Genomic DNA, 19,593 nt, shown 5'->3' on the forward strand with positions numbered 1-19,593 from the left:
CCTTCGCCGGAAAGTCAGAATTCCACTTTGAGACTGTCGCTGGTCGGTCTGGCCTGACAACCGAGGATGTAGCCGTCGGCGATGTCGTCGGGATCGAGGGCTCCGGAGTTCTCCATCTCGACGGTGCCCTCGGTCAGGGTGCACGCGCACGAGCCGCATTCGCCTTCCTGGCAGGAGTACGGGGCATCCAGGCCGGCGCCCAGCATCACGTCGACCAGCGTGCGCGAGCGCGGCCAGGCCAGCACGTGGGTGTCGCCGTCCAGTTCCACCTCCACCTCGGCGGCCGCGGCGGCTTCCTCTGCGCTGACCTCTTCGAGTTCGACGTCCTCGAAGGGGTCGCCGGACAGGGAGTTGTAGACCTCGGTGTGCACCTCGTGATGGTCGAACTTGGCTTTCGCCAGGCCCTCGTGCACCGCGTCCATGAACGGACCGGGGCCGCAGATGTAGGCGGAGTGGGTGCCCGCCATCGGCTTGAAGAAGGTGGCCAGGGCTTTGGCGGTGGGGCGTCCCTGCAGCGACTCGAGCCAGTGCACCACGGTCAGGCGTCCGGGGTTGGCGGCCTGCAACTCGCGGAGCTCGGCGGCGAAGATGACGTCCTGTTCGCCGCGGTTGGCGTAGAAGAAGGTGATCGGCCCGGTACCGGCGGCCAGGGCCGTCTTCAGGATCGACATCACCGGCGTCACACCGGATCCGGCGGCGATCAGCAGCAGCGGCGCGTGGATGTTGGCCGGGGTGAAGACCCCCGACGGGGGCAGCGACTCGATCTGTGAGCCGGCCGCGAGGTTGTCGCAGATCCAGTTGGAGCCGTAGCCGTCGGCGGTGCGCTTGACGGTCACCTTCAGCAGTTCGTCGCGGCCCGGCGCGGACGACAGCGAATAGCAGCGGGCCACCGAGCCGGTCTGCTCGCTCGGGATCCGCAGGGTCAGGAACTGGCCGGACAGGTAATCGCTGAACTTGTCCGAGTGCGCCTCGGGGACTTCGAAGACGATGCTGCGTGCATCGGGGGTCTCGTCGATCACCTCGGCGACCGTGAGGATCGCACTGCGGGAGGAGTGCGGTGTCAGTTCCGTCATCGATGAGCTCTCTATGGAATCGGTCCCGGACCTCGGCGCCGGGACAAAACTAGAACAGGTTCTACCGAGGATAACAGTGCCTCGCGGGACTGCACAGCCCCTCGGGGGCTCAGCGTAGGGGAACGTCGGCGGACGTCCCGGGCAATCCCGCCGAGAGGACGGCGCACCCTTCGTCGAGGAGAGTCAGCAGGTCGGACGCGGGGTCGCTCAGCCACTGCTCGTAGGCGGCCAGGGAGACGCCGAGGAGCTGCCAGGCGATGGACTGGGGCAGGTGTGCGCCGGGTTCGCGACCCAGCCGCTGCGCCACGTGGGCGGCGACGATCTGACGCCACTCGTGGTACATCAGCATCGAATGCGCTTGGAGGGCGGGTACTTCCAGCAGCAACTGCATGCGGCGCCGGTGGTGTTCGTGTTCCACCTCGGGTACCTCGTTGAAGGCGATCAGGGCGCGGCGCAGGCCCTCGTCCAGCGGCAGGTCGCCCGGCGTCGCAGCGAGCCAGTCGCGCATCTTGCCCAGATGGCCGTCGAAGTCGCCCCACGGGATCGCGTTCTTGGACGGGAAGTAGCGGAACAGGGTGCGGCGCGCGATACCGGCGGCCGCGGCGACGTCGTCGACGCTGGTCTCGTCGAAACCGCGCTCGGTGAACAGGTCGATCGCGAGAGTGCTCAGTTCGGCCCGCGTGGTCGATTGCGGCCGTCCGGCTCGTGTCATCGTGTTCGCCCCTCGGTTCTTCGCGGTCTTCGTGATCACCCTTGAATTTGCACCCGGTGCCATTATAGTGTGCTGTGAACCACAAGAAAGCACCGAAGGAGGTTGGTTCACATGGCCGATCAGGACACTCAGGAACTCGTCACCGAATCGCTGGTGGAGGAAGTCTCCATCGACGGGATGTGCGGCGTCTACTGATGACCACCGCGTCGACCAGTGCTGCCGGCGACCTCGCGGTCGCCGGCAGCACGTCCTTCGAACTCGCGCGCCCCTGGCGGATGAACCCGTCGGTGGCCCTGCGGCCCGAACCCTTCGGGGCGCTGCTCTACCACTTCGGGACACGCAAGCTGTCCTTCCTCAAGAACCTCGTCGTCGTCGGCCTGGTGCAGTCGCTGGCCGATCAGCCCAGCGCGGAGGCGGCGCTGACCGCCGCCGGCATCGCCGACGCCGACCGTCCGATGTACGTCCAGGCGCTGACCGCGCTGGCCGATTCCGGGATGATCATTCCCGGCGAGGAGTCCATGACATGACCAGCGTTGAGACCCGCACCGCAGACCTGCCCGGGACCACCCCGCACCTCGACCTCCCGGTCGTGACGCCGGCGGCGCCGCCCAAGGTGGGCCGCCTGGTGGACCAGTTCGAGCGCGGTCTGGACGCGCCGATCTGCCTCACCTGGGAGCTCACCTACGCCTGCAACCTCGCCTGCGTGCACTGCCTGTCGAGTTCGGGCAAGCGTGACCCGCGCGAGCTGAACACCGAGCAGTGCAAGGCGATCATCGACGAGCTGCAGCGCATGCAGGTCTTCTACGTGAACATCGGTGGCGGCGAGCCCACGGTGCGCCCGGACTTCTGGGAACTGGTCGACTACGCCGTCGATCATCAGGTGGGCGTCAAGTTCTCCACCAACGGTCTGCGCATCAACCCCGAGGTGGCACAGCGACTGGCCGCGACCGACTACGTGGACGTGCAGATCTCGCTCGACGGCGCCACCGCGGAGGTCAACGACGCGGTGCGCGGCCCGGGCTCCTTCGACATGGCCGTGCGCGCGCTGGAGAACCTGCAGAACGCGGGCTTCACCGACGCGAAGATCAGCGTCGTGGTGACGCGGCAGAACGCCACCCAGCTCGACGAGTTCAAGGCGCTCGCCGACCGCTTCGGCGCCACGCTGCGGATCACTCGGCTGCGTCCCTCGGGTCGCGGCGCCGACGTCTGGGACGATCTGCATCCGCTGCCCGAGCAGCAGCGCGACCTGTACGAGTGGCTCGTCGCCCACGGCGAGAACGTGCTGACCGGCGACTCCTTCTTCCACCTGTCGGCCTTCGGCGGCGACGGCGGCGGCGGCCTGCCCGGCCTCAACCTGTGCGGCGCCGGGCGCGTGGTCTGCCTGATCGATCCGGTCGGCGACGTCTACGCCTGCCCGTTCGCCATCCACGAGAACTTCCTGGCCGGGAACATCCTCACCGACGGCGGCTTCAGCGAGATCTGGCAGCGGTCGGACCTGTTCACGCAACTGCGCGAACCGCAGAGCGCCGGCGCCTGCACCCAGTGCGCGCACTTCGACGCGTGCCGGGGAGGCTGTATGGCCGCCAAGTTCTTCACCGGTCTGCCGCTCGACGGTCCCGACCCCGAGTGCGTGCAGGGCTACGGCGAGCAGCTTCTCGCCGGCGAACGCACCAAGCCGACCGCGAACAAGGATCACTCGCGCGGGGTGCCGCTCACGCTGATGACCCGCCCGCCGTCGCGCGACTGCGATGAGAACCCGCTCGCCGGCTTCATGCCGACCACCGCCACGGGCTGTTCGTCGTCGTCCTGCGGAACGCACTGACACCCACCCGATCGACCCACACGCATCACCTACAGGAGTACCCGCATGTCTAAATTCGCCGAGCTCATGGAGAAGAACCCGTGGCGCCGCAACCCGTGGTTCGAGACCGTCGGGGAGGCTCAGCGGCGTGCCAAGAAGCGGCTGCCGAAGACGGTGTACTCGTCGCTGGTGGCCGGAACGCAAGCCGGCATCACCGTGACCGACAACGTCGACGCCTTCACCGAGATCGGCTTCGCCCCGCACGTGATCGGCGCTACGCCCGAGCGCAATCTCACCACAACGGTGATGGGACAAGAGATCTCGTTCCCGGTGATGATCTCGCCGACCGGCGTGCAGGCAGTGAATCCGGACGGTGAGGTGGCCGTGGCCCGCGCCGCTGCGGCCCGCGGCACCGCGATGGGCCTGTCCAGCTTCGCCTCCAAGCCGGTCGAGGAAGTGACCGCAGTCAACGACAAGGTCTTCTTCCAGATCTACTGGCTCGGCAGCCGCGAGGAGATCCTGGCCCGCGCCGAGCGTGCTCGCGAAGCCGGCTGCAAGGGCCTGATCGTCACCACCGACTGGGTGTTCAACGTGGGCCGTGACTGGGGCAGCCCGGAGATCCCGGAGACCGTCGACGTGCGCGCGGTGGCCAAGCTGGCGCCGGAGATGATCACCAAGCCGAGCTACGCGCTGAGCTGGTTCCGCGACGGCAAGCTGGACATCCCGGACCTGGGGGCGCCGAACATCGCGCATAAGGGGGAACCCGCTCCCACCTTCTTCGACGTCTACGGCCAGTGGATGAACACCCCGCCGCCCACCTGGGAAGACCTGAAGTGGCTGCGCGAGCAGTGGGGCGGGGAGTTCATGGTCAAGGGCATCACGCGCATGGACGACGCCAAGCGTGCCGTCGACATCGGCGCCACCGCGATCTCGGTGTCCAACCACGGCGGCAACAACCTGGACGGCACCCCGGCCACCATCCGGGTGCTCGGCCCGATCGCCGACGCCGTCGGCAAGGATCTCGACGTGCTGCTCGACGGCGGCATCCGCCGCGGCAGCGACGTCACCAAGGCGCTCGCTCTGGGGGCCAAGGCCGTGATGATCGGCCGCGCCTACCTGTGGGGTCTGGCCGCCAACGGCCAGACCGGCGTGGAGAACGTCCTCGACCTGCTCCGCATGGGCCTCGACTCGTCGATGATGGGTCTGGGCAAGGCAGACGTCGCCGACCTGGACCGCTCGGATCTGATCCTCCCGGAGGGCTTCGAGCGCACCTTCGGCGACGACTGACGCGCGCGAAGAAGCGCCGACGGGCCCGACGTCCTCCCGGTGAGGATCGTCGGACCCGTCGGCGTCCGGGGGCGGATCAGGCGGTGGCCAGCGCCGTCGTCGGGGCGACGGCGACCGCGCGCCGGCTCGGCGGCAGCGACGCGATCACGACCAGCAGGGCCGTGGCGATCACGATTCCGACCAGCGCCGGCCACGGCAGTCCGAGGTGGAACCCGTCGGTGATGCCGCCGATCAGCGACTGACTACCGACCGACCCGAAGATCAGGCCGAGCAGCAGGCCGACCAGCGAGGCCGCGCCCGACAGGGCGAGCGACTCGAGCGTGATCATCGAGCGGATCTGGCGTCCGGTGAACCCCATCGCCCGCAGCATGCCGATCTCGCGGGTCCGGGAGATCACCGTCAGCGACATCGTGGAAACGAATCCCACGCCCGCGATCACGGCGGAGATCGCGATCAGAGCGATCAGGACGGCCGAGATCGCCGACAGGATGCGTTCGGTCTCGGCGGCGTCCTGGGGGCTCATTCCCTCCCACGAGTGGACCGAGGCTCCGAGTGCACTCATCCCGGCCGCGATGGTGGTGATCAGGGTGACGCCGATGAGCAGACCGACGGTCGAGCGCGCGGTGCGTGCCGGATCGCTGATCGCGTTCTTGCGGGCGACGAGTGCGCTGGGACCGTCGCCGCCCAACCGGCCCACGGCGGCGACCACCGTCGGGAGGAACAGACGCGCGCCGATCAGCACCCCGATCCCGACGGTCGCCGAGCCGAGGAACGCGACGCCGAAGCCGGCGAGGCTGGCCCGCTCGCCCAGGACGCACGCGATGGCCAGAAGCAGTCCGCCGAGGAGGATCGCGGTGCCGGCGACGGCGCCGCGGATACCCGTCCGGACCGGTGCCGAACCCTGCAGGGCACTGGCGCCGAGAGGTCTGCGGGCACCGATCGCGGTAGCGGCCAGCGCGGTCGCCACCACCGCGACGGCGGCCGCGATCGACCCGGTCGGCAGCACCGCGTAGGACGACGCCGGAAGAACGTCGCGGGCCCCGAGCACGGCGCGGACCGCGGCGAGGAGCGCGATGCCGATGACCACGCCTGCCACGGTGCCGATCGTCGCGACCTGGGCCACGGCGCGGAGCAGGCCGGCGCGCAGCTGACGGCTGTCCGCGCCGATCAGCCGCAGCAGCGTGAGCTGTTGCGTCCGGCTCGCGATGACGGTGTCGACGCCGTTGGAGATCACCACCGCCGAGACGAACAGCGCGATCATGATGAAGACGGACGCGACCACGCCCAGCAGGATTCCGGCGGAGCCGTCCTCCACGTCGGCCAGTGCCGTCATGATGTCGCTCGCCCCGAACAGGACGGTCCCGTAGGCGGCGGCCAAGGCGCTCACCACGCCGATGGTGGAGACCTCACGCAGCCGGCCGACGATCAAGCGAGAGCTCGTGGCCTTCATGCCGCCACCTCCATGCCGATCAGGAGGTCGGAGATCTGGTGCGGGTCGAGGCGGCCGTACTCTCCGGCGATCCGTCCGTCGGCGAGGATCACGGTCCGGTCGGCATACGACGCGGCCACCGGATCGTGCGTGACCATCGCGATGGCCTGTCCGTACTCGCGGGCGGTGGTGGTCAGCAGACTGAGGACCTCGCGGCTGGTCCGGGTGTCCAGGGCGCCGGTGGGCTCGTCGGCCAGGATGATGGTCGGACGCCCGGCCAGCGCGCGGGCGATCGCCACCCGCTGCTGCTGGCCGCCGGACAGCTCGCCGGGCTTGTGGTCGAGGCGGTCGTGCAGGCCGAGCACCCGGACGAGGTGGGCGATCCAGGCCCGCGTCTCGGTGTCCATCGGACGGCCCGCGAGGACGAAGGGCAGTTTGATGTTCTCGTCCGCGGTGAGTGTCGGCACCAGGTTGAACGACTGGAAGACGAACCCGATGTGGTGGCGGCGCAGCACGGTACGCGCGGTGTCGTTGAGTCCGGAGACCGCGGTGCCGCCGACGGCGACCAGACCGGACGACACCTCGTCGAGTCCGGAGATCACATTCATCAGCGTCGATTTGCCGGACCCGGACGGGCCCATGATCGCAGTGAACTCGCGGCGATGGAGGTCGAGACTGACGTCGCGCAGCGCGTGGATGGGATTGGCGGTGTCGCCGTAGACGCGGGAGACGTTCCGTACGGTCACGGCGGGCTGGGGGATCGGTGTGCTTTTCATGGTTCCCACGCTATTTCCGCAGAACAGAGCGCACATCGGCCACGATGCTGAAATCTTCTCGTCCCCGGGGGTGACCCGCCGTCATCCTCGGGATGTACGCGGTCCGGCTGAGCGGCCCGGCGCCGACGAGGTCAGACGAGGCCGTTCTCGTAGGCGTAGACCACCAGCTGGACGCGGTCGCGCAGGTCCAGTTTGGCCAGGATCCGGGAGATGTGGGTCTTGACGGTCGCTTCGGACAGGACCTCGGCATCGGCGATCTCCGCATTGGACAGCCCGGCGGCCGCGCGGACCAGGATCTCCCGTTCACGGGGCGTCAGGCGCTCGAACTCCGGGCCGGGTGACGACTGCCGTGCCCGATGGCGCTCGAACAGCTGCCGGGTCGCCGAGGCGGCTACCACCTGATTGCCGGCGGCCACCGCGCGGATCGAGGCGAGCAGGAACTCCGGTTGCGCGTCCTTCAGGACGAAGCCGCTGGCCCCGGCTTCGATCGCGGAGGCGGCGGCCTCGTCGACGTCGAATGTGGTCAGCACCAACACCTTCGGACTGCGGTCGCCGTGCGCGGCGATCAGGCCTGCGGTCGCGGTGATCCCGTCGACACCGGGCATCCGCACGTCCATGAGGATCACATCCGGCGCGGCGTCGCGGACCATGTCGAGCAGGTCGTGCGCGCTCGACTCCTGGGCCACCACCTCGATGTCGGACTGGCTTGCGAGGATCATCGCGATCCCACCCCGGAAGAGGGGCTGATCGTCGACCAGAGCCACCCGGATCATGATGTGACACCTTTCGCGGGTGGGGCGGTGAACTCCAGTGTCCAGCCGTCGGCCGTTGCCCTGCTGCGGATCTCGCCGCCGACTGCGGAGGCGCGTTCGGACATGCCCAGGATTCCATGCCCGGCACCGATCGCGGTGGACGGCAGGGTGTTCACGGTGTTGTGAACGGTCACCACGGCGCCGTTCCGCCAGTCGTGCACCACGGTCACCGGCTCGCTCAGATCGCCGTGCTTGAGGGCGTTGGTCAGTGCCTCGGTGAGGACGCGATGTGCGGTCTGGACGGTCGCCGGATCGGCGGTCTCGGGATCGCCGAGCTCCTCGACCACCAGCCGCATGCCCGCCGCCCGCATGCGATCGAAGAGCTGCGCGCGGTCGACGGCGGTCGCCTGGGCGGCGGTGTCGCCGCTCCGCAGTTCGTGCAGCACGCCGCGGACTTCGCCGAGTGCGTCCCGCGCGGTTCCGGCGATCACGCCGAGCGCCTCATCGGCGGCATCGGGGGACGACGCCAGTGCGAAGCGCGCCCCTTCGGCCTGCGCGATCACCACGGCGAGCGAATGCGCCACCACGTCGTGCATGTCGCGCGCCAGCCGCGACCGCTCGGCCTGCTCGTCGTACAGCTCCAGCAGTCGCCGTCGTTCCAGTTCGGCGATGGTCTCGGCGACCTCCGCCTGCTCGACGTTGCGGCGCTGATAGCGGATGAAACCGAAGGCCCAGCCACCGAGGACGACGACGCTCGCGCCGGCGAGGCCGAGGACGAGGCCGAACAGCCAGGATCCGCCCTCGGGGTATGCGCTGGGCATCACGGCCCCGGCCACGAGCACCCCGACGATTCCGACGGCGAGGGAACCGCGCCGTACCCGCCGGTCGGGATGACTGCCGGCGACCGCGAACAGCGGTGCGTAGCCGAGTGACCCGAAGAGCGCCACTTCCAGGAAGATCACCTGCACCGCCGCGGTTCCCAGGGCGAGGACGATCATCACCGTGGGGGCGACGCTGCGCACGGCGATGGCCAGGGCGATGACGGCGGTGACGATCGCGGTGAACGCCGAATCGCTCGACTGGATCGGAAGGCCGATGAGCGCGAACACCCCGGCCATCAGGAGGTCGAAGGCCACGGTGCTGCGGGGCGTATGCGGGCGGGCGAGCGGATCGTGCACGAGTCTCACCCTGCCACGGTCGGCTCAGACTTTGGAGTGGCCCATGTCGATCTGGAACTCGGCGCCGGTGACCGACTTGGCGGTGGTGAGGTAGAAGACCGCGTCGGTGAGGTCGTCGAGGGAGGCGACGGGGTAGTGGCCCAGCAGGGAGGGGAAGTGCATCCCCCAGGTCTCGAAGGCCTTCAGGGCTTCGGTGTCACCGATGCCCATCGGCGTGTTCACCGCGTACGGGTGGACGGTGTTGACGCGGATCCGGTTGGGGCCCAGTTCTTTCGCGGCGGTCTGCGCCAGACCGCGCAATCCGAACTTGGATGCCGAGTACGAGGCCTGCGCGGGCATCGCCTTCAGCCCGGCCACCGACGACATGATGGTGATGGAGCCGCCCTCGGCGTTCTTGAGCAGGTGCGGGATGGTGGCCTTGAGGGTTTTCCAGGTGCCCACCAGGTTCACGTCCACCACATCGGTGAACTGGTCTTCGGTCAGCTCCCAGGTGAGTCCCCACGTCAGGATTCCGGCGTTGGCGACGACGTGGTCCAGGCGCCCGAACCGCTCGACCCCCTCGGTGACCAGTTCCTGCTGGAGGGCGAGGTCGCGGATGTCGCCCTGGCGGGCCAGGATCTGGCCGCCCTCGGCCTCGACCAGGGCGATGGTCTCGGCCAGGTCGTCGGCGGTGGCCGGGGGATAGGTCGCGTGGTCGGCGACCGGGCCGGCCACGTCGATACCGATGATCGACGCGCCCTCCCGCGCGAACCGGACCGCGTGATTGCGACCCTGCCCGCGTGCGATTCCGCTGATGTAGACGACCTGACCGTCGAACTGCCCCATGACACCCTCTTTCCGCTGTTCCGCGAACTGTAACACGTTCTAGTTAGCGGTCTGCGAGTGATCCTCGTGCCGGGCGTCTTCGTCCGCTCAGTGGGCGTTCGACGCGCCGATCAGTCGTTCCAGATCGCCGCCGGATCGGTCGCGGTGCGGGCCGGCGGCTCGGGGGTCTCGGTGCTCGAGCGGGTGAAGCGCGGGGCCACCTGCGCCTGCACCACGCCGTCGATCTCCACCAGGGAGCCACGCGCCGCCAGGTGCGGATCGGCGGGAGCCTCGGTGAAGTCCAGAATCGGGGAGACGCAGGCGTCGGTGCCGTCGAAGATCGCCGCCCACTCGTCGCGGGTCTTGGTCTGGAAGACCTCGACGAACCGCTCCTTGAGCTCGGGCCACCGCGCCGCATCGAGCTGGTGTGGAAGCGACTCGGGATCGAGCTCGAGGCCGCCCAGCAGCTGTGCGTAGAACTGCGGCTCGATGGCTCCCACGGCCATCCACTTGCCGTCGGAGGTCTCGTAGACCTCGTAGAACGGCGCGCCGGTGTCGAGCAGGTTCACCCCGCGCTTGTCCTGCCAGAGTCCGGTGCCGCGGAAGGACCACATCATCTGGCCCAGGACCGAGGCGCCGTCGACCATCGCGGCGTCGATCACCTCGCCCTTGCCGGAGACGCTGCGCTCGACCAGTGCGGCCAGGATGCCGACCACCAGGAACATCGAACCACCGCCGAAGTCGCCCACCAGATTCAAAGGCGGAGTGGGCTTTTCGTCGGGGCGGCCGATCGCGTGCAGCATGCCGGTCAGTGAGATGTAGTTCATGTCGTGGCCGGCGAGTTCGGCGCGCGGGCCGTCCTGGCCCCACCCGGTCATCCGGCCGTAGATCAGTCCGGGATTCACCGCCTGCAGGTCGTCGGGGCCGAAGCCGAGCCGTTCCATGACACCCGGGCGGAAGCCCTCGACCACGACGTCCGCCTTGGCGATCAGGTTCAGGATGGTCTCGCGGTCGGCGGGGTTCTTCAGGTTGGCCTCGACCACCCGCCGCCCGCGCAACAGGACGTCGGCGTTGCGGCCCTCCTCGGGCAGCTCGCCGGGCCGCTGCACCCGGATCACGTCGGCGCCGAGGTCGGCGAGCAGCATCGCGGCGTGCGGGCCGGGACCGATGCCGGCGAATTCGATGACGCGAACGGACGCGAGAGGGCCCGAACGGCCTGAGGGCTGGTGGCTGGACGTCGTCACTGGAGTACCTCCGGATCGAGAGAAAGGTGGTGTCACCTCACCGTTGAGTTCAGCATTACACAGCTGTGATCGAGGCAACTCGAGTGGTGGCTGGTTCTGCAGGGACACGGCGGGGTGCATTGGTCTCGAATCATGCCCTCGGAGGGTTCACCCGGGCGTCGCCCATCGGTAGAGTCTGCGCAATGAACATGGTGCCGCGACTCGCTTCAGCGGTGTGGCCCGAACTCGGGGAGAGTGCGCTGACAGTGGTGGTGCCCGTCGGATCCGTGGAGCAGCACGGTCCGCACCTGCCGCTCGACACCGACTCGAGGATCGGCGAGGAAGTGGCACGCCGTGCCGTGGCCGCGCTCGCGGAGGATCCGGGCGTGCCCCGGTGCCTGTTGGCGCCGACCGTGGAGTACGGAGCCTCCGGCGAACACGAGGGCTTCCCCGGGACCGTCTCGATCGGCACCGAGGCGCTGCGATCGCTGTTGCTGGAACTCGGACGCAGTGCGGGCCGCTGGGCGGACCGGCTGGTTCTGGTCAACGCGCACGGCGGCAACGCCGAGGCGGTGGTCGGTGCGGTGCGTACCCTGCGTGCCGAGAGCCGCGACGCCGCTTGGTTCCCGTGCGCCTTCCCGGACGCCGATGCCCACGCCGGGCACACCGAAACCTCTGTGCTGCTAGAGATCTCGCCGGAACGGGTGCGCATGGACCGGGCCGAGGCCGGCAACACCGCGCCCATCGCCGAGTTGCTCGGCGACCTGCGGGCCACCGGCGTCGCCGGGGTCAGCGCCAACGGTGTGCTCGGTGATCCGACCGGTGCCGACAGCGTCTCCGGCGCCGGTGCGCTGGCCGAGGCGACCGCGGCGCTGATCGCCGCGATCGATCAGTGGAACGTCGACTCCACCGGACGTCTGCGGTGACCCGGCCGGCCGAGGTCGGGCTGCCCGACGGATTCCAGGTGCAGATCGACCAGCGCTGTGTGCGAAACGGGGACCTGCGGTGCCTCGTCGGCGGTTCGCCGACCCGGGTCCTCAAGCTTTCTGAAGCCGCCCTCGGCATGACCTCGGCGGATGGCCGGATCGCCGTGCACGACGCGGCCACCCGATCACTGGCACGCACCCTCCTGGACTCCGGAATAGGCCTGCCGCGGCCGATGCGTGGGCCCGGAGTGGATTCGGTGACCATCGTGATTCCGGTGTGCGACAACCAATCCGGCGTCGACACCCTCGTGCGCGCGGTGCCGGGGCGACGGGTGATCGTGGTCGACGACGGCTCGGCCGAACCCATCCGTGCCGACGGCGACGGCGTCACGGTGATCCGCTTCGACGACAACCGCGGGCCGGCCGCCGCCCGCAATGCGGGACTGGCCGCCGCCGAGACCGACCTCGTGGCCTTCCTCGACTCGGACACCGTGCCCACCGGGGACTGGCTGACCATGCTGCTCGCGCACTTCTCGGATCCGACCGTCGCGATCGTGGCACCCCGCGTCGTCGGGCGGCGCGAGCAGACCGGCTCGATGGTCGCGCGGTACGCGAACGCGCACTCGTCCCTGGACATGGGGCCGACGGAGGGACCGGTGGCGCCTGGGACGGCGCTGGCCTACGTCCCCAGCGCGGCGATGGTGGTCCGCCGCGACGGCTTCCTCGGCTTCGACGAATCGCTGCGCGTGGCCGAAGACGTCGACCTGTGCTGGCGCACCGATGCGAGCGGCTGGCGCGTGTATTACGACCCGATCGCCCAGGTGCGCCACGACCACCGCGAGTCGCTCGGCAGGCTCCTCGATCGGCGCCGCTACTACGGCACCGGCGCGGCAGAGCTGGCCGGCCGGCACGGGCCGGTCGCGGCCCCGGTGATGTCGACGGTCCCGGTGGCGGTCGCGGTGATCGGCCTGCTGACCCGCACCCGGCTCGGTCTGCTGATCGCGGCGATCCTCGCCCTGCACTCGATCTACCGGACTCGTGCACTGCTCACCGGGATCCCGGGCCGCGAGCTGATCGCCACCCGATCCACCGGCCGCGCCCTGGGCTGGGGGCTCCTGCAGGCCTGCCAGGCGCTGCTGCGGCACTACTGGCCGATCACGCTGGCGGTGGCACTGTTCTGGCCACGGTTCCGGAGTCTGGTGCTGCAACTGGCGGTGGCCGAGGGGGCCGCCGAGTGGATCCGGCACCAGGTGCTCCAGACGCGTTCGCCGGCCCTGGGCCCGGTCGGGTTCGTCTGCATGCGGCGGCTCGACGACCTGGCCTACGGCACCGGCCTGTGGCAGGGCGTTCTCAGTGCGGCCAGCCCAGGGGCGCTGCGCCCGGTGCTGAAGACCTGACCGGCGTGACTCCCGGATGGCCCTCCTCGGCTGACGTGGTGGTGGTGGGCGCGGGCACCGCGGGATGCATCGTGGCGCACCGCCTGGCCGCCTCCGGTGACCGGTCGGTGCTGCTGCTGGAGGCGGGGCCGGGCACCGTCCCGGCGGCGGCGACCACCGCCCTGACGCGGCTGCCGACCGGTGATCGGGCGCGATCGGTGCACTTCGACGAGCGCTGGGGCCGCCCGGTGGTGCGGGGCCGAGGGCTCGGCGGGTCGGCGAGCATCAACGGCGGCTACTTCATGCGTCCCCACCCCGGCGACCTGACCGGCTGGCCCGCGTGGTGGACACCGGACCGGGTCGGTCGCGGCTACGCAGCGCTCGACGGCGGCGCCGCAGGCGGCGGCGCGATGCACGTCTCGGCTTTCGGCGACGACGAGCTCGGCGACGTCGCCCGCATCTTCGAGGACTACTGGGCGGGCACCTGGGGCCCCGCGGACACCGGCGCGTGGGCGCACCCGGGACTGTTGCGGGTGCGCAGCAACCGGCGCGGCGGGCACCGGTTCACCGCCGCGGACGGCTTCCTGTCACCGCCGCCGCCGCCGTTGACGGTGGCCGGTGAGGCGACGGTGGACGAGATCCTCCACGATGAGGGCCGGGTGCGGGGTGTGCGCGTGGGCCACCGGCGCGTGGCCGCCGGGGAAGTGATCGTCTGCGCGGGCACCGTCGGGTCCGCGCTCCTGCTGCGACGCAGCGGCCTGTGGCACCGGATCGGGGTCCGGGCGCTGCCGCTGCACGAGCACCCCGAGCGACTGGTCCGCTTCGCCCCGCGTCGGGAGGTGCATGCACCGGCGCTGCTGCAGTCGGTGGTCCACACCGACGACGGTCTCGAGATCCGCTGTTACGGAGCAGATTTCGCGGCGTTCATCGCGGGATTGACGCCCAGCGGGGTGCCGATCGGGGTGGCCGACCTGGCGCACCCGGCCGCGGGCACGATCGATGCCGAGGGTGGGCTCGATCTGGGAACACCGGGCGCCGAGTCGCTCGCCCGCATGGACGCCGCCGCCGATCAGGTGGTGCAGATGCTGTCCGCCCCGGCGTTCGCCGGCCTGGTGGAGCCCGGCTCGGTCGCGGTGGATCCGGTACTCGGCATGTCGCAGCACGCCACGGGCACCTTGCCGCTGGGCGCCGCCGTCGATCATCTCGGCGGGGTGCCGTCGGTCGAGGGGCTGCGGGTGGTGGACGGCTCGGTGCTGCCCGGTCCGCTGCGCTCTGGACCCCATGCGACCATCGCGATGGTCGCATGGGTGATCGGCGGGGAGCTGGCCCGGACGGCCGGCTGAGCGCCGTTGGAGAACCGGGTGCGCCGGCCGATCAGAACAGGGTGCGCCAGTAGTACCAGAACCGCTCGCCCGCGGCGATGATGACGATCAGATACCAGGCGGCGAGCACGATCCACGAGGCATCGCGCAGCAGGCGTCCGGTCGGGCCGTCACCGAGCGCCGGAGACAGGCTGAGTACCAGGATGATCGGCGTCACCGTCCACACCACCATGCAGTACGGGCACAGGGCGCCGATCCGGTAGATGCTCTGGAACGCCAGGTAGTTGATGAAGACGAAACCGAGGGCCGCCACCGCGGTCTGGCCGATCCAGTACCAGCGCGGCAGCTGGGCCCGCCCGACCGACAGGACCGCGGTCACCAGGATCACCGCGAAGGCGGCGAGCCCCAGCAGCGGATTCGGGAAGCCGAAGAACTCGGCCTGCTGGGTGGTCATCACCGACGAGCACGACACGACCGGGCTGAAGTTGCACGACGCCTGATAATCGGGATTCTTGAGCAGTTCGATGCGCTCGATGGACAGGGCCGCCGACCCGGCCATCCCGAGGATGCCGCAGATCAGCATCACCCACGAGCTGACGATGCCGACCGGCCGCAGCGCCGTCAGCACGTTGCCGGAGGGTACTCGGTCTCCCGGATCGGACTGCGGCGCTGCCGCTTCCGGCACGGTGACGACTGTGGTGTCGCTATCGGGGCTGTCGGTATCGGGGCGGTCGGCACCGGGGCTGTCGGCGCCGGGAGCCTCGCTGCCGGTCACCTCGCTGTCGGGGCCGGAGGCCCCGGTGCCGCTGGTCACTTAGCGGCCTCGACGGCGGCGTTCACCTGAGCCTGCAGCGAGGCGGCGTCCTGCAGCTGCACCACTTCACCGTTGATCCGGACGCTCGGGGTGCCCTGGAAGCCCTCCTCGCTCATGGCCTTCTGCGAGTTCTCGGTGATCCAGAGGTCGTAGTCCATGTTGTCCACGCAGCTCTTGATGTCGTCCACGCCGGCATCCTCGGCGAGCTTGATCAGCTCCGAGTCGGGCAGGCCTGCGCCGCCCTCGGCGGGCTGGTTGGCGAACAGCAGGTTGTGGTACTCGAGCCACTTTCCGAAGTCGCCGTCCTTACCGGTCTTCTCGGCCACACACATCGCGGCGTTGGCCGCACGCGTGGAGTACCGGGTCGACGACGCCTGGTCGAGCATGTTGATCGTCACGTAGTCCACCGCGACGTCCGGGTTGTCGTGGTAGGCGGCCAGCGCCGGGCCCATGGTCTGCTCGAAGGTCTTGCACGCCGGGCACTGGAAGTCCTCGGTGACGGTGATCACGACCGGCGGGTTGGTGCCGGCGGGAGCGCCGGTGAGCCGGATGGCGCCGTTGTCGGTGGTGACCGTCGGGGTCTCGGTGCCGCCGCCGCTGCTGTTGGTGCTGCTGGAGCCGTCGCCGCGGCTGACGGCCCAGATGATCACCACTGCGGCGATCACGACCAGCGCCATCACGGCGGCGATCGTGATCAGAATGGAGCGGCGGCGTTCGGCGGCGCGGGGATCGATCACCCGGTTGGAACTCACGTCAATAGTCCTTCGTCACGTGTGCGCCCCGCGCGGTCGGCGGGGAAGGTCGGGGACAACCCTACTGGCAATTCCTGAGAGGAATACAGGGTCTACGGCCCTGGTTCGGGCGGGACTGCCGCGGCCCGGGTGGCGCCGCCCGGGCGCGGGTTCACGCCGGGGTCACCCAGGTGGTGATGTCGGCGTGCACCACTTCGGTGCCGGCTGTGTCGCAGACGCGGACCGAGATCACCACGTCGGTGCCCTCGGTCAGGGCGTCGAAGTCGATCGGCTCGGCCGGTTCGGCGTGCGCGGTCAGCCGCGTCGTCGCCTTGGCCAGGTATTGGACGTTCATCGCCTTCGGGATCCAGCGATGGGTCGGCGGCGTCGTCGCCTCCATCAGCATGCCCATCGCGGCCTCGGCCAGGTTGCAGGCGGCGATCGCGTGGAAAGTGCCCAAGTGGTTGTGCACACCGAACCACTTCGGCGCCACCACCCGGCAGTAGCCGGGCCGCATCTCCTGCACCAGAGGCAGTACGGTCCCGAAATAGGGGACCCGGGCCACCATGCCCAGTGAGAACAGTGCGTTCCCGAGACGATTGGCCGGCAGCCGCTTGCGAAGCGCGTACGTGGGCGATTCAGGGGTCATAGGGACGAATCGTAGGGCACGGCGCGGGTCAGTCGGGTTTCCGCCGGAAGGCCGCCCGCACGGCCTCGCGGTTGACGGCGGCGACGGCGGCCAGGTCGATGTCGGCGGGGCACACCTGCGCGCATTCGCCGAACGTGGAGCAGGGGCCGAAGTCGTGGTCGAGTTGGCCGGTGATGGCGCGGGCCCGCAGTCCCCGCTCCTGCCGTCCGTAGCTCAGTCGGTCCAGATGCAACAGTTTGGCGCCGGCGAACAGGTGGGCGGCGCCGTTCGGGCAGGCCGCTACGCACGCCCCGCAGCCGATGCAGCCGGCGAAGTCGAGGGCGTTCTCGGCCACCTCGTGCGGAATCAGCATGGCGTCGGCATCGGTGGCCTGACCGGTCTTCACATCGACGTAGCCGCCGGCCTCGATCACCCGGTCCAGCGCCGCCCGGTCGACGGCGAGGTCGCAGACGACGGGGAAGGCGTTGGCGCGCAGCGGCTCCAGCCGCAGACGGGTGGGATCGGGGAGCTGGTTCACGTGCTGCATGCACGACGGCGTGTTCGGCACCGGACCGTGCGGACGCCCGTCGACCGTCACCCCGCACGCGCCGCAGATGCCTTCGCGGCAGTCCGAGTCGAAGGCGATCGCCGGTTCGCCGGCCGCCACCAGCTGCTCGTTGAGCAGATCGAGCACCTCCAGCAGGGACATCTCCGGGGTGACCCCGGTGACGCGGTAGGTCGCGAAGGCGCCGGCGGTTTCGCCGGTGGCCTGCCGCCAGGCTTCGATGGTGATCTCCACGGGCCCGTCTCCTATCGGTAGTTCCGGGTCTGCAGGCCGACCGCGTCGAACGTCAGCGGCTCGCGGTGCCGCACGGCGCTCCCGTCGGGCCGGGTCTCCCAAGCCGAGGCGAAACACCAGTCGTCGTCGTTGCGCAGGGCCTCTCCGTCGGGGCTCTGATGCTCGGTGCGGAAGTGCGCGCCACACGACTCGTCGCGGTCCAGGGCGTCCAGGCACATCAGGTGCGCCAGCTCCAGGAAGTCGGCGACGCGCCCGGCCCGCTCGAGTTCCTGATTGAACTCCCCGGTGCCGCCGGTCACCCGCAGGTCCGACCAGAAGCGGACGCTCAGGTCGTCGATCTCGCGCAGTGCGGTGGTCAGCGACTCGGCGCTGCGAGCCACCCCGCAGCCGCGGTAGAGGATCTCGCCGAGCTCGCGGTGGAAGACGGCCGGGCCGGTGGCCCCGCCGATCCCGGTGAGGGCGTCGATGCGGCTGCGGACGTCGGCGGCGGCGTCGACCACCGCCGGATGGTCGGCGGGCAGCACCGGCTCGCCGAGCAGGCCGGCCAGATAGTTCGGCACCGAGTAGGGGAGGGTGAACCAGCCGTCGACGCACGCCGACAGCAGCGAGTTGGCGCCCAGCCGGTTGGCGCCGTGATAGCCCCAGCCGGCCTCGCCGCCGACGAACAAGCCGGGAACCGAGGTCATCTGGTCGTAGTCGGACCAGAGGCCGCCCATGGTGAAGTGCGCCGCCGGGGCGATCCGCATGGGCTGGCGGTACGGGTCCTCGCCGGTCGCATCGCGATACATCTCGAACAGGTTGCCGTAGCGCTCGGCGATGGTGGCCCGGCCCAGTCGCTCGAGGGCATCGGCGAAGTCGAGGTAGACGCTGTTGCGCAGCGGCCCCACCCCGTGCCCGCTCTCGATCTGCTCGCGCGCGGCCCGCGAGGCGACGTCGCGCGGGGTCAGGTTGCCGTAGGTCGGGTACTTGCGCTCCAGGTAGTAGTCGCGCTCGCCCTCGGGGATCGCGCCCGGAGGGCGGTCGTCGCCGGCGCGGGCGGGCACCCAGATCCGGCCGTCGTTGCGCAGGGACTCGCTCATCAGCGTGGTCTTGGACTGCCACGGTGCGCTCACCGGCAGTGCGGTGGGGTGGAACTGCACCAGCGACGGGCCCGCCAGGTAGGCCCCGCGCCGGTGGGCGCGCCAGGCGGCGGTGGCATTGGAGTTGCGTGCCAGCGTCGACTGGTAGAAGACGGTGCCGTAGCCGCCGGTGGCCAGCACCACCGCGTGTGCGGTCTGCGCGCTGATCTCGCCGGTCACCAGATCGCGCACCACGATGCCCTGCGCGCGGCCGTCGGCGACGATCAGATCGAGCATCTCGTGGCGGGTGTACAGGCTGACGTTGCCGGCCGAGACCTGGCGCAGCAGCGACTGGGAGGCCGCGATCTGCAGCTGCTGTCCGGTCTGGCCGCGCGTGTAATAGGTGCGGGAGACCTGCACGCCGCCGAAGCTGCGGGTGGCCAGCGGGCCGCCGTACTCACGGGCGAACGGCGCACCGAGGGCATTCAGGTGGTCGATCACGTGCACCGATTCCTCGGCCAGGCGGAAGGCGTCGGCCTCGCGGCCGCGGAAGTCGCCGCCTTTGACCGTGTCGGTGACGAACCGTCGGATCGAGTCGTTGTCGACCGTGCGGCCGCGGGCGGCGTTGATACCGCCCTGCGCGGCGACGCTGTGCGCGCGGCGCGGCGCGTCGTGGAAGGTGAAGGCGTGGACCCGGTAGCCGAGTTCGCCGAGGGCCGCGGCGCACCCGGCCCCCGCCAGACCGGTGCCGACGACGATCACCGAGAACTTGCGCCGGTTCAGCGGCCCGACCACGCGGTAGGAGTCGCGGCGGCGTTGCCAGGCGGTGGCCGGGTCGCCGGCCGGCGCGTGCGAGGCGAGGTCGTCGCCCACCTGGCGCAACTGCTCGGAGTCTGCGGTCATG

At 70.1% G+C, this 19,593-nt stretch carries 20 protein-coding genes; 7 read left to right on the forward strand and 13 right to left on the reverse strand.

The features are described from left to right. Positions 1-14: 14 nt before the first annotated feature. Positions 15-1,073 carry a 2Fe-2S iron-sulfur cluster-binding protein gene (locus tag ABD732_RS04210; RefSeq protein WP_344780904.1) on the reverse strand — a complete coding sequence of 353 codons (1,059 nt, stop codon included), beginning with the start codon at positions 1,071-1,073 and terminating at the stop codon, positions 15-17. Between the two features lie 109 nt (positions 1,074-1,182). Beyond that, positions 1,183-1,785: a mycofactocin system transcriptional regulator gene (mftR, locus tag ABD732_RS04215; RefSeq protein ID WP_344780906.1), complete on the reverse strand. Its 603-nt coding sequence runs from the start codon at positions 1,783-1,785 to the stop codon at positions 1,183-1,185. Between the two features lie 111 nt (positions 1,786-1,896). Here mftR and mftA point away from each other — a divergent pair, with 111 nt between their 5' ends. Genes mftA through mftD form a run of 4 tightly spaced genes read left to right on the forward strand, consistent with a single transcriptional unit; the run spans position 1,897 to position 4,873 of the window. Further along, entirely contained in the window at positions 1,897-1,980 is an 84-nt protein-coding gene (gene mftA, locus ABD732_RS04220) for a mycofactocin precursor MftA (RefSeq protein WP_344781270.1), read from the forward strand. After that, on the forward strand, positions 1,980-2,312 hold the full coding sequence (gene mftB, locus ABD732_RS04225; RefSeq protein ID WP_344780908.1) for a mycofactocin biosynthesis chaperone MftB: 333 nt from the start codon (positions 1,980-1,982) through the stop codon (positions 2,310-2,312). Before mftA ends, mftB begins: the two co-directional genes overlap by 1 nt. Then, positions 2,309-3,607: a mycofactocin radical SAM maturase gene (mftC, locus tag ABD732_RS04230; RefSeq protein ID WP_344780910.1), complete on the forward strand. Its 1,299-nt coding sequence runs from the start codon at positions 2,309-2,311 to the stop codon at positions 3,605-3,607. Before mftB ends, mftC begins: the two co-directional genes overlap by 4 nt. A 45-nt stretch (positions 3,608-3,652) precedes the next feature. Further along, positions 3,653-4,873, forward strand: a complete 1,221-nt coding sequence (mftD, locus tag ABD732_RS04235) for a pre-mycofactocin synthase MftD (RefSeq protein WP_344780912.1) — start codon at positions 3,653-3,655, stop codon at positions 4,871-4,873. A 76-nt stretch (positions 4,874-4,949) separates the two neighbouring features. Here mftD and ABD732_RS04240 read toward each other — a convergent pair whose 3' ends face one another. The 6 genes from ABD732_RS04240 to ABD732_RS04265 form a co-directional block, all read right to left on the reverse strand. Then, on the reverse strand, positions 4,950-6,323 hold the full coding sequence (locus tag ABD732_RS04240) for an ABC transporter permease (RefSeq protein WP_344780914.1): 1,374 nt from the start codon (positions 6,321-6,323) through the stop codon (positions 4,950-4,952). After that, entirely contained in the window at positions 6,320-7,078 is a 759-nt protein-coding gene (locus ABD732_RS04245; RefSeq protein ID WP_344780917.1) for an ABC transporter ATP-binding protein, read from the reverse strand. The genes ABD732_RS04240 and ABD732_RS04245 overlap by 4 nt, the downstream gene beginning before the upstream one ends. Before the next feature lie 131 nt (positions 7,079-7,209). Beyond that, the gene (locus tag ABD732_RS04250) at positions 7,210-7,851 is read right to left on the reverse strand and encodes a response regulator transcription factor (RefSeq protein WP_344780919.1); all 642 of its coding nucleotides are present in this window, start codon (positions 7,849-7,851) and stop codon (positions 7,210-7,212) included. After that, positions 7,848-9,008, reverse strand: coding sequence for a sensor histidine kinase (locus tag ABD732_RS04255; RefSeq protein ID WP_344780922.1), 1,161 nt, complete (start codon positions 9,006-9,008; stop codon positions 7,848-7,850). Before ABD732_RS04255 ends, ABD732_RS04250 begins: the two co-directional genes overlap by 4 nt. Positions 9,009-9,032: 24 nt before the next feature. Continuing rightward, a complete protein-coding gene (locus tag ABD732_RS04260; protein WP_344780924.1) occupies positions 9,033-9,833 on the reverse strand; it encodes a mycofactocin-coupled SDR family oxidoreductase in 801 nt (266 codons plus the stop codon). Positions 9,834-9,943: 110 nt separating this feature from the next. Further along, the gene (locus ABD732_RS04265; RefSeq protein ID WP_344780926.1) at positions 9,944-11,056 is read right to left on the reverse strand and encodes a CaiB/BaiF CoA transferase family protein; all 1,113 of its coding nucleotides are present in this window, start codon (positions 11,054-11,056) and stop codon (positions 9,944-9,946) included. Between the two features lie 182 nt (positions 11,057-11,238). Between ABD732_RS04265 and mftE the strand changes: the two genes are divergently transcribed. Genes mftE through mftG form a run of 3 tightly spaced genes read left to right on the forward strand, consistent with a single transcriptional unit; the run spans position 11,239 to position 14,680 of the window. Beyond that, positions 11,239-11,961: a mycofactocin biosynthesis peptidyl-dipeptidase MftE gene (gene mftE, locus ABD732_RS04270; RefSeq protein ID WP_344780928.1), complete on the forward strand. Its 723-nt coding sequence runs from the start codon at positions 11,239-11,241 to the stop codon at positions 11,959-11,961. Beyond that, positions 11,928-13,358, forward strand: coding sequence for a mycofactocin biosynthesis glycosyltransferase MftF (gene mftF, locus ABD732_RS04275; RefSeq protein WP_425552976.1), 1,431 nt, complete (start codon positions 11,928-11,930; stop codon positions 13,356-13,358). Before mftE ends, mftF begins: the two co-directional genes overlap by 34 nt. A gap of 5 nt (positions 13,359-13,363) precedes the next feature. Next, positions 13,364-14,680 (forward strand): mycofactocin system GMC family oxidoreductase MftG, encoded by a 1,317-nt coding sequence (mftG, locus tag ABD732_RS04280; RefSeq protein WP_344780930.1) that lies wholly within the window; start codon positions 13,364-13,366, stop codon positions 14,678-14,680. A gap of 31 nt (positions 14,681-14,711) precedes the next feature. Here the strand turns inward: mftG and ABD732_RS04285 are convergent, their stop codons facing one another. The 5 genes from ABD732_RS04285 to ABD732_RS04305 all read right to left on the reverse strand — a co-directional run bounded on the left by ABD732_RS04285 (position 14,712) and on the right by ABD732_RS04305 (position 19,592). Then, positions 14,712-15,473 (reverse strand): vitamin K epoxide reductase family protein, encoded by a 762-nt coding sequence (locus ABD732_RS04285; RefSeq protein ID WP_344780932.1) that lies wholly within the window; start codon positions 15,471-15,473, stop codon positions 14,712-14,714. After that, positions 15,470-16,225: a DsbA family protein gene (locus ABD732_RS04290; RefSeq protein WP_344780934.1), complete on the reverse strand. Its 756-nt coding sequence runs from the start codon at positions 16,223-16,225 to the stop codon at positions 15,470-15,472. The genes ABD732_RS04285 and ABD732_RS04290 overlap by 4 nt, the downstream gene beginning before the upstream one ends. A 151-nt stretch (positions 16,226-16,376) precedes the next feature. Continuing rightward, positions 16,377-16,853, reverse strand: a complete 477-nt coding sequence (locus tag ABD732_RS04295; RefSeq protein ID WP_344780936.1) for a hotdog fold domain-containing protein — start codon at positions 16,851-16,853, stop codon at positions 16,377-16,379. 28 nt (positions 16,854-16,881) lie between these two features. Next, positions 16,882-17,631 (reverse strand): succinate dehydrogenase/fumarate reductase iron-sulfur subunit, encoded by a 750-nt coding sequence (locus ABD732_RS04300; protein WP_344780938.1) that lies wholly within the window; start codon positions 17,629-17,631, stop codon positions 16,882-16,884. An 11-nt stretch (positions 17,632-17,642) separates the two neighbouring features. Continuing rightward, positions 17,643-19,592 (reverse strand): fumarate reductase/succinate dehydrogenase flavoprotein subunit, encoded by a 1,950-nt coding sequence (locus ABD732_RS04305; protein WP_344780940.1) that lies wholly within the window; start codon positions 19,590-19,592, stop codon positions 17,643-17,645. Between the last annotated feature and the right edge of the window lies 1 nt (position 19,593).

It is taken from the genome of Gordonia caeni, assembly GCF_039537105.1.
GTDB lineage: Bacteria > Actinomycetota > Actinomycetes > Mycobacteriales > Mycobacteriaceae > Gordonia > Gordonia caeni.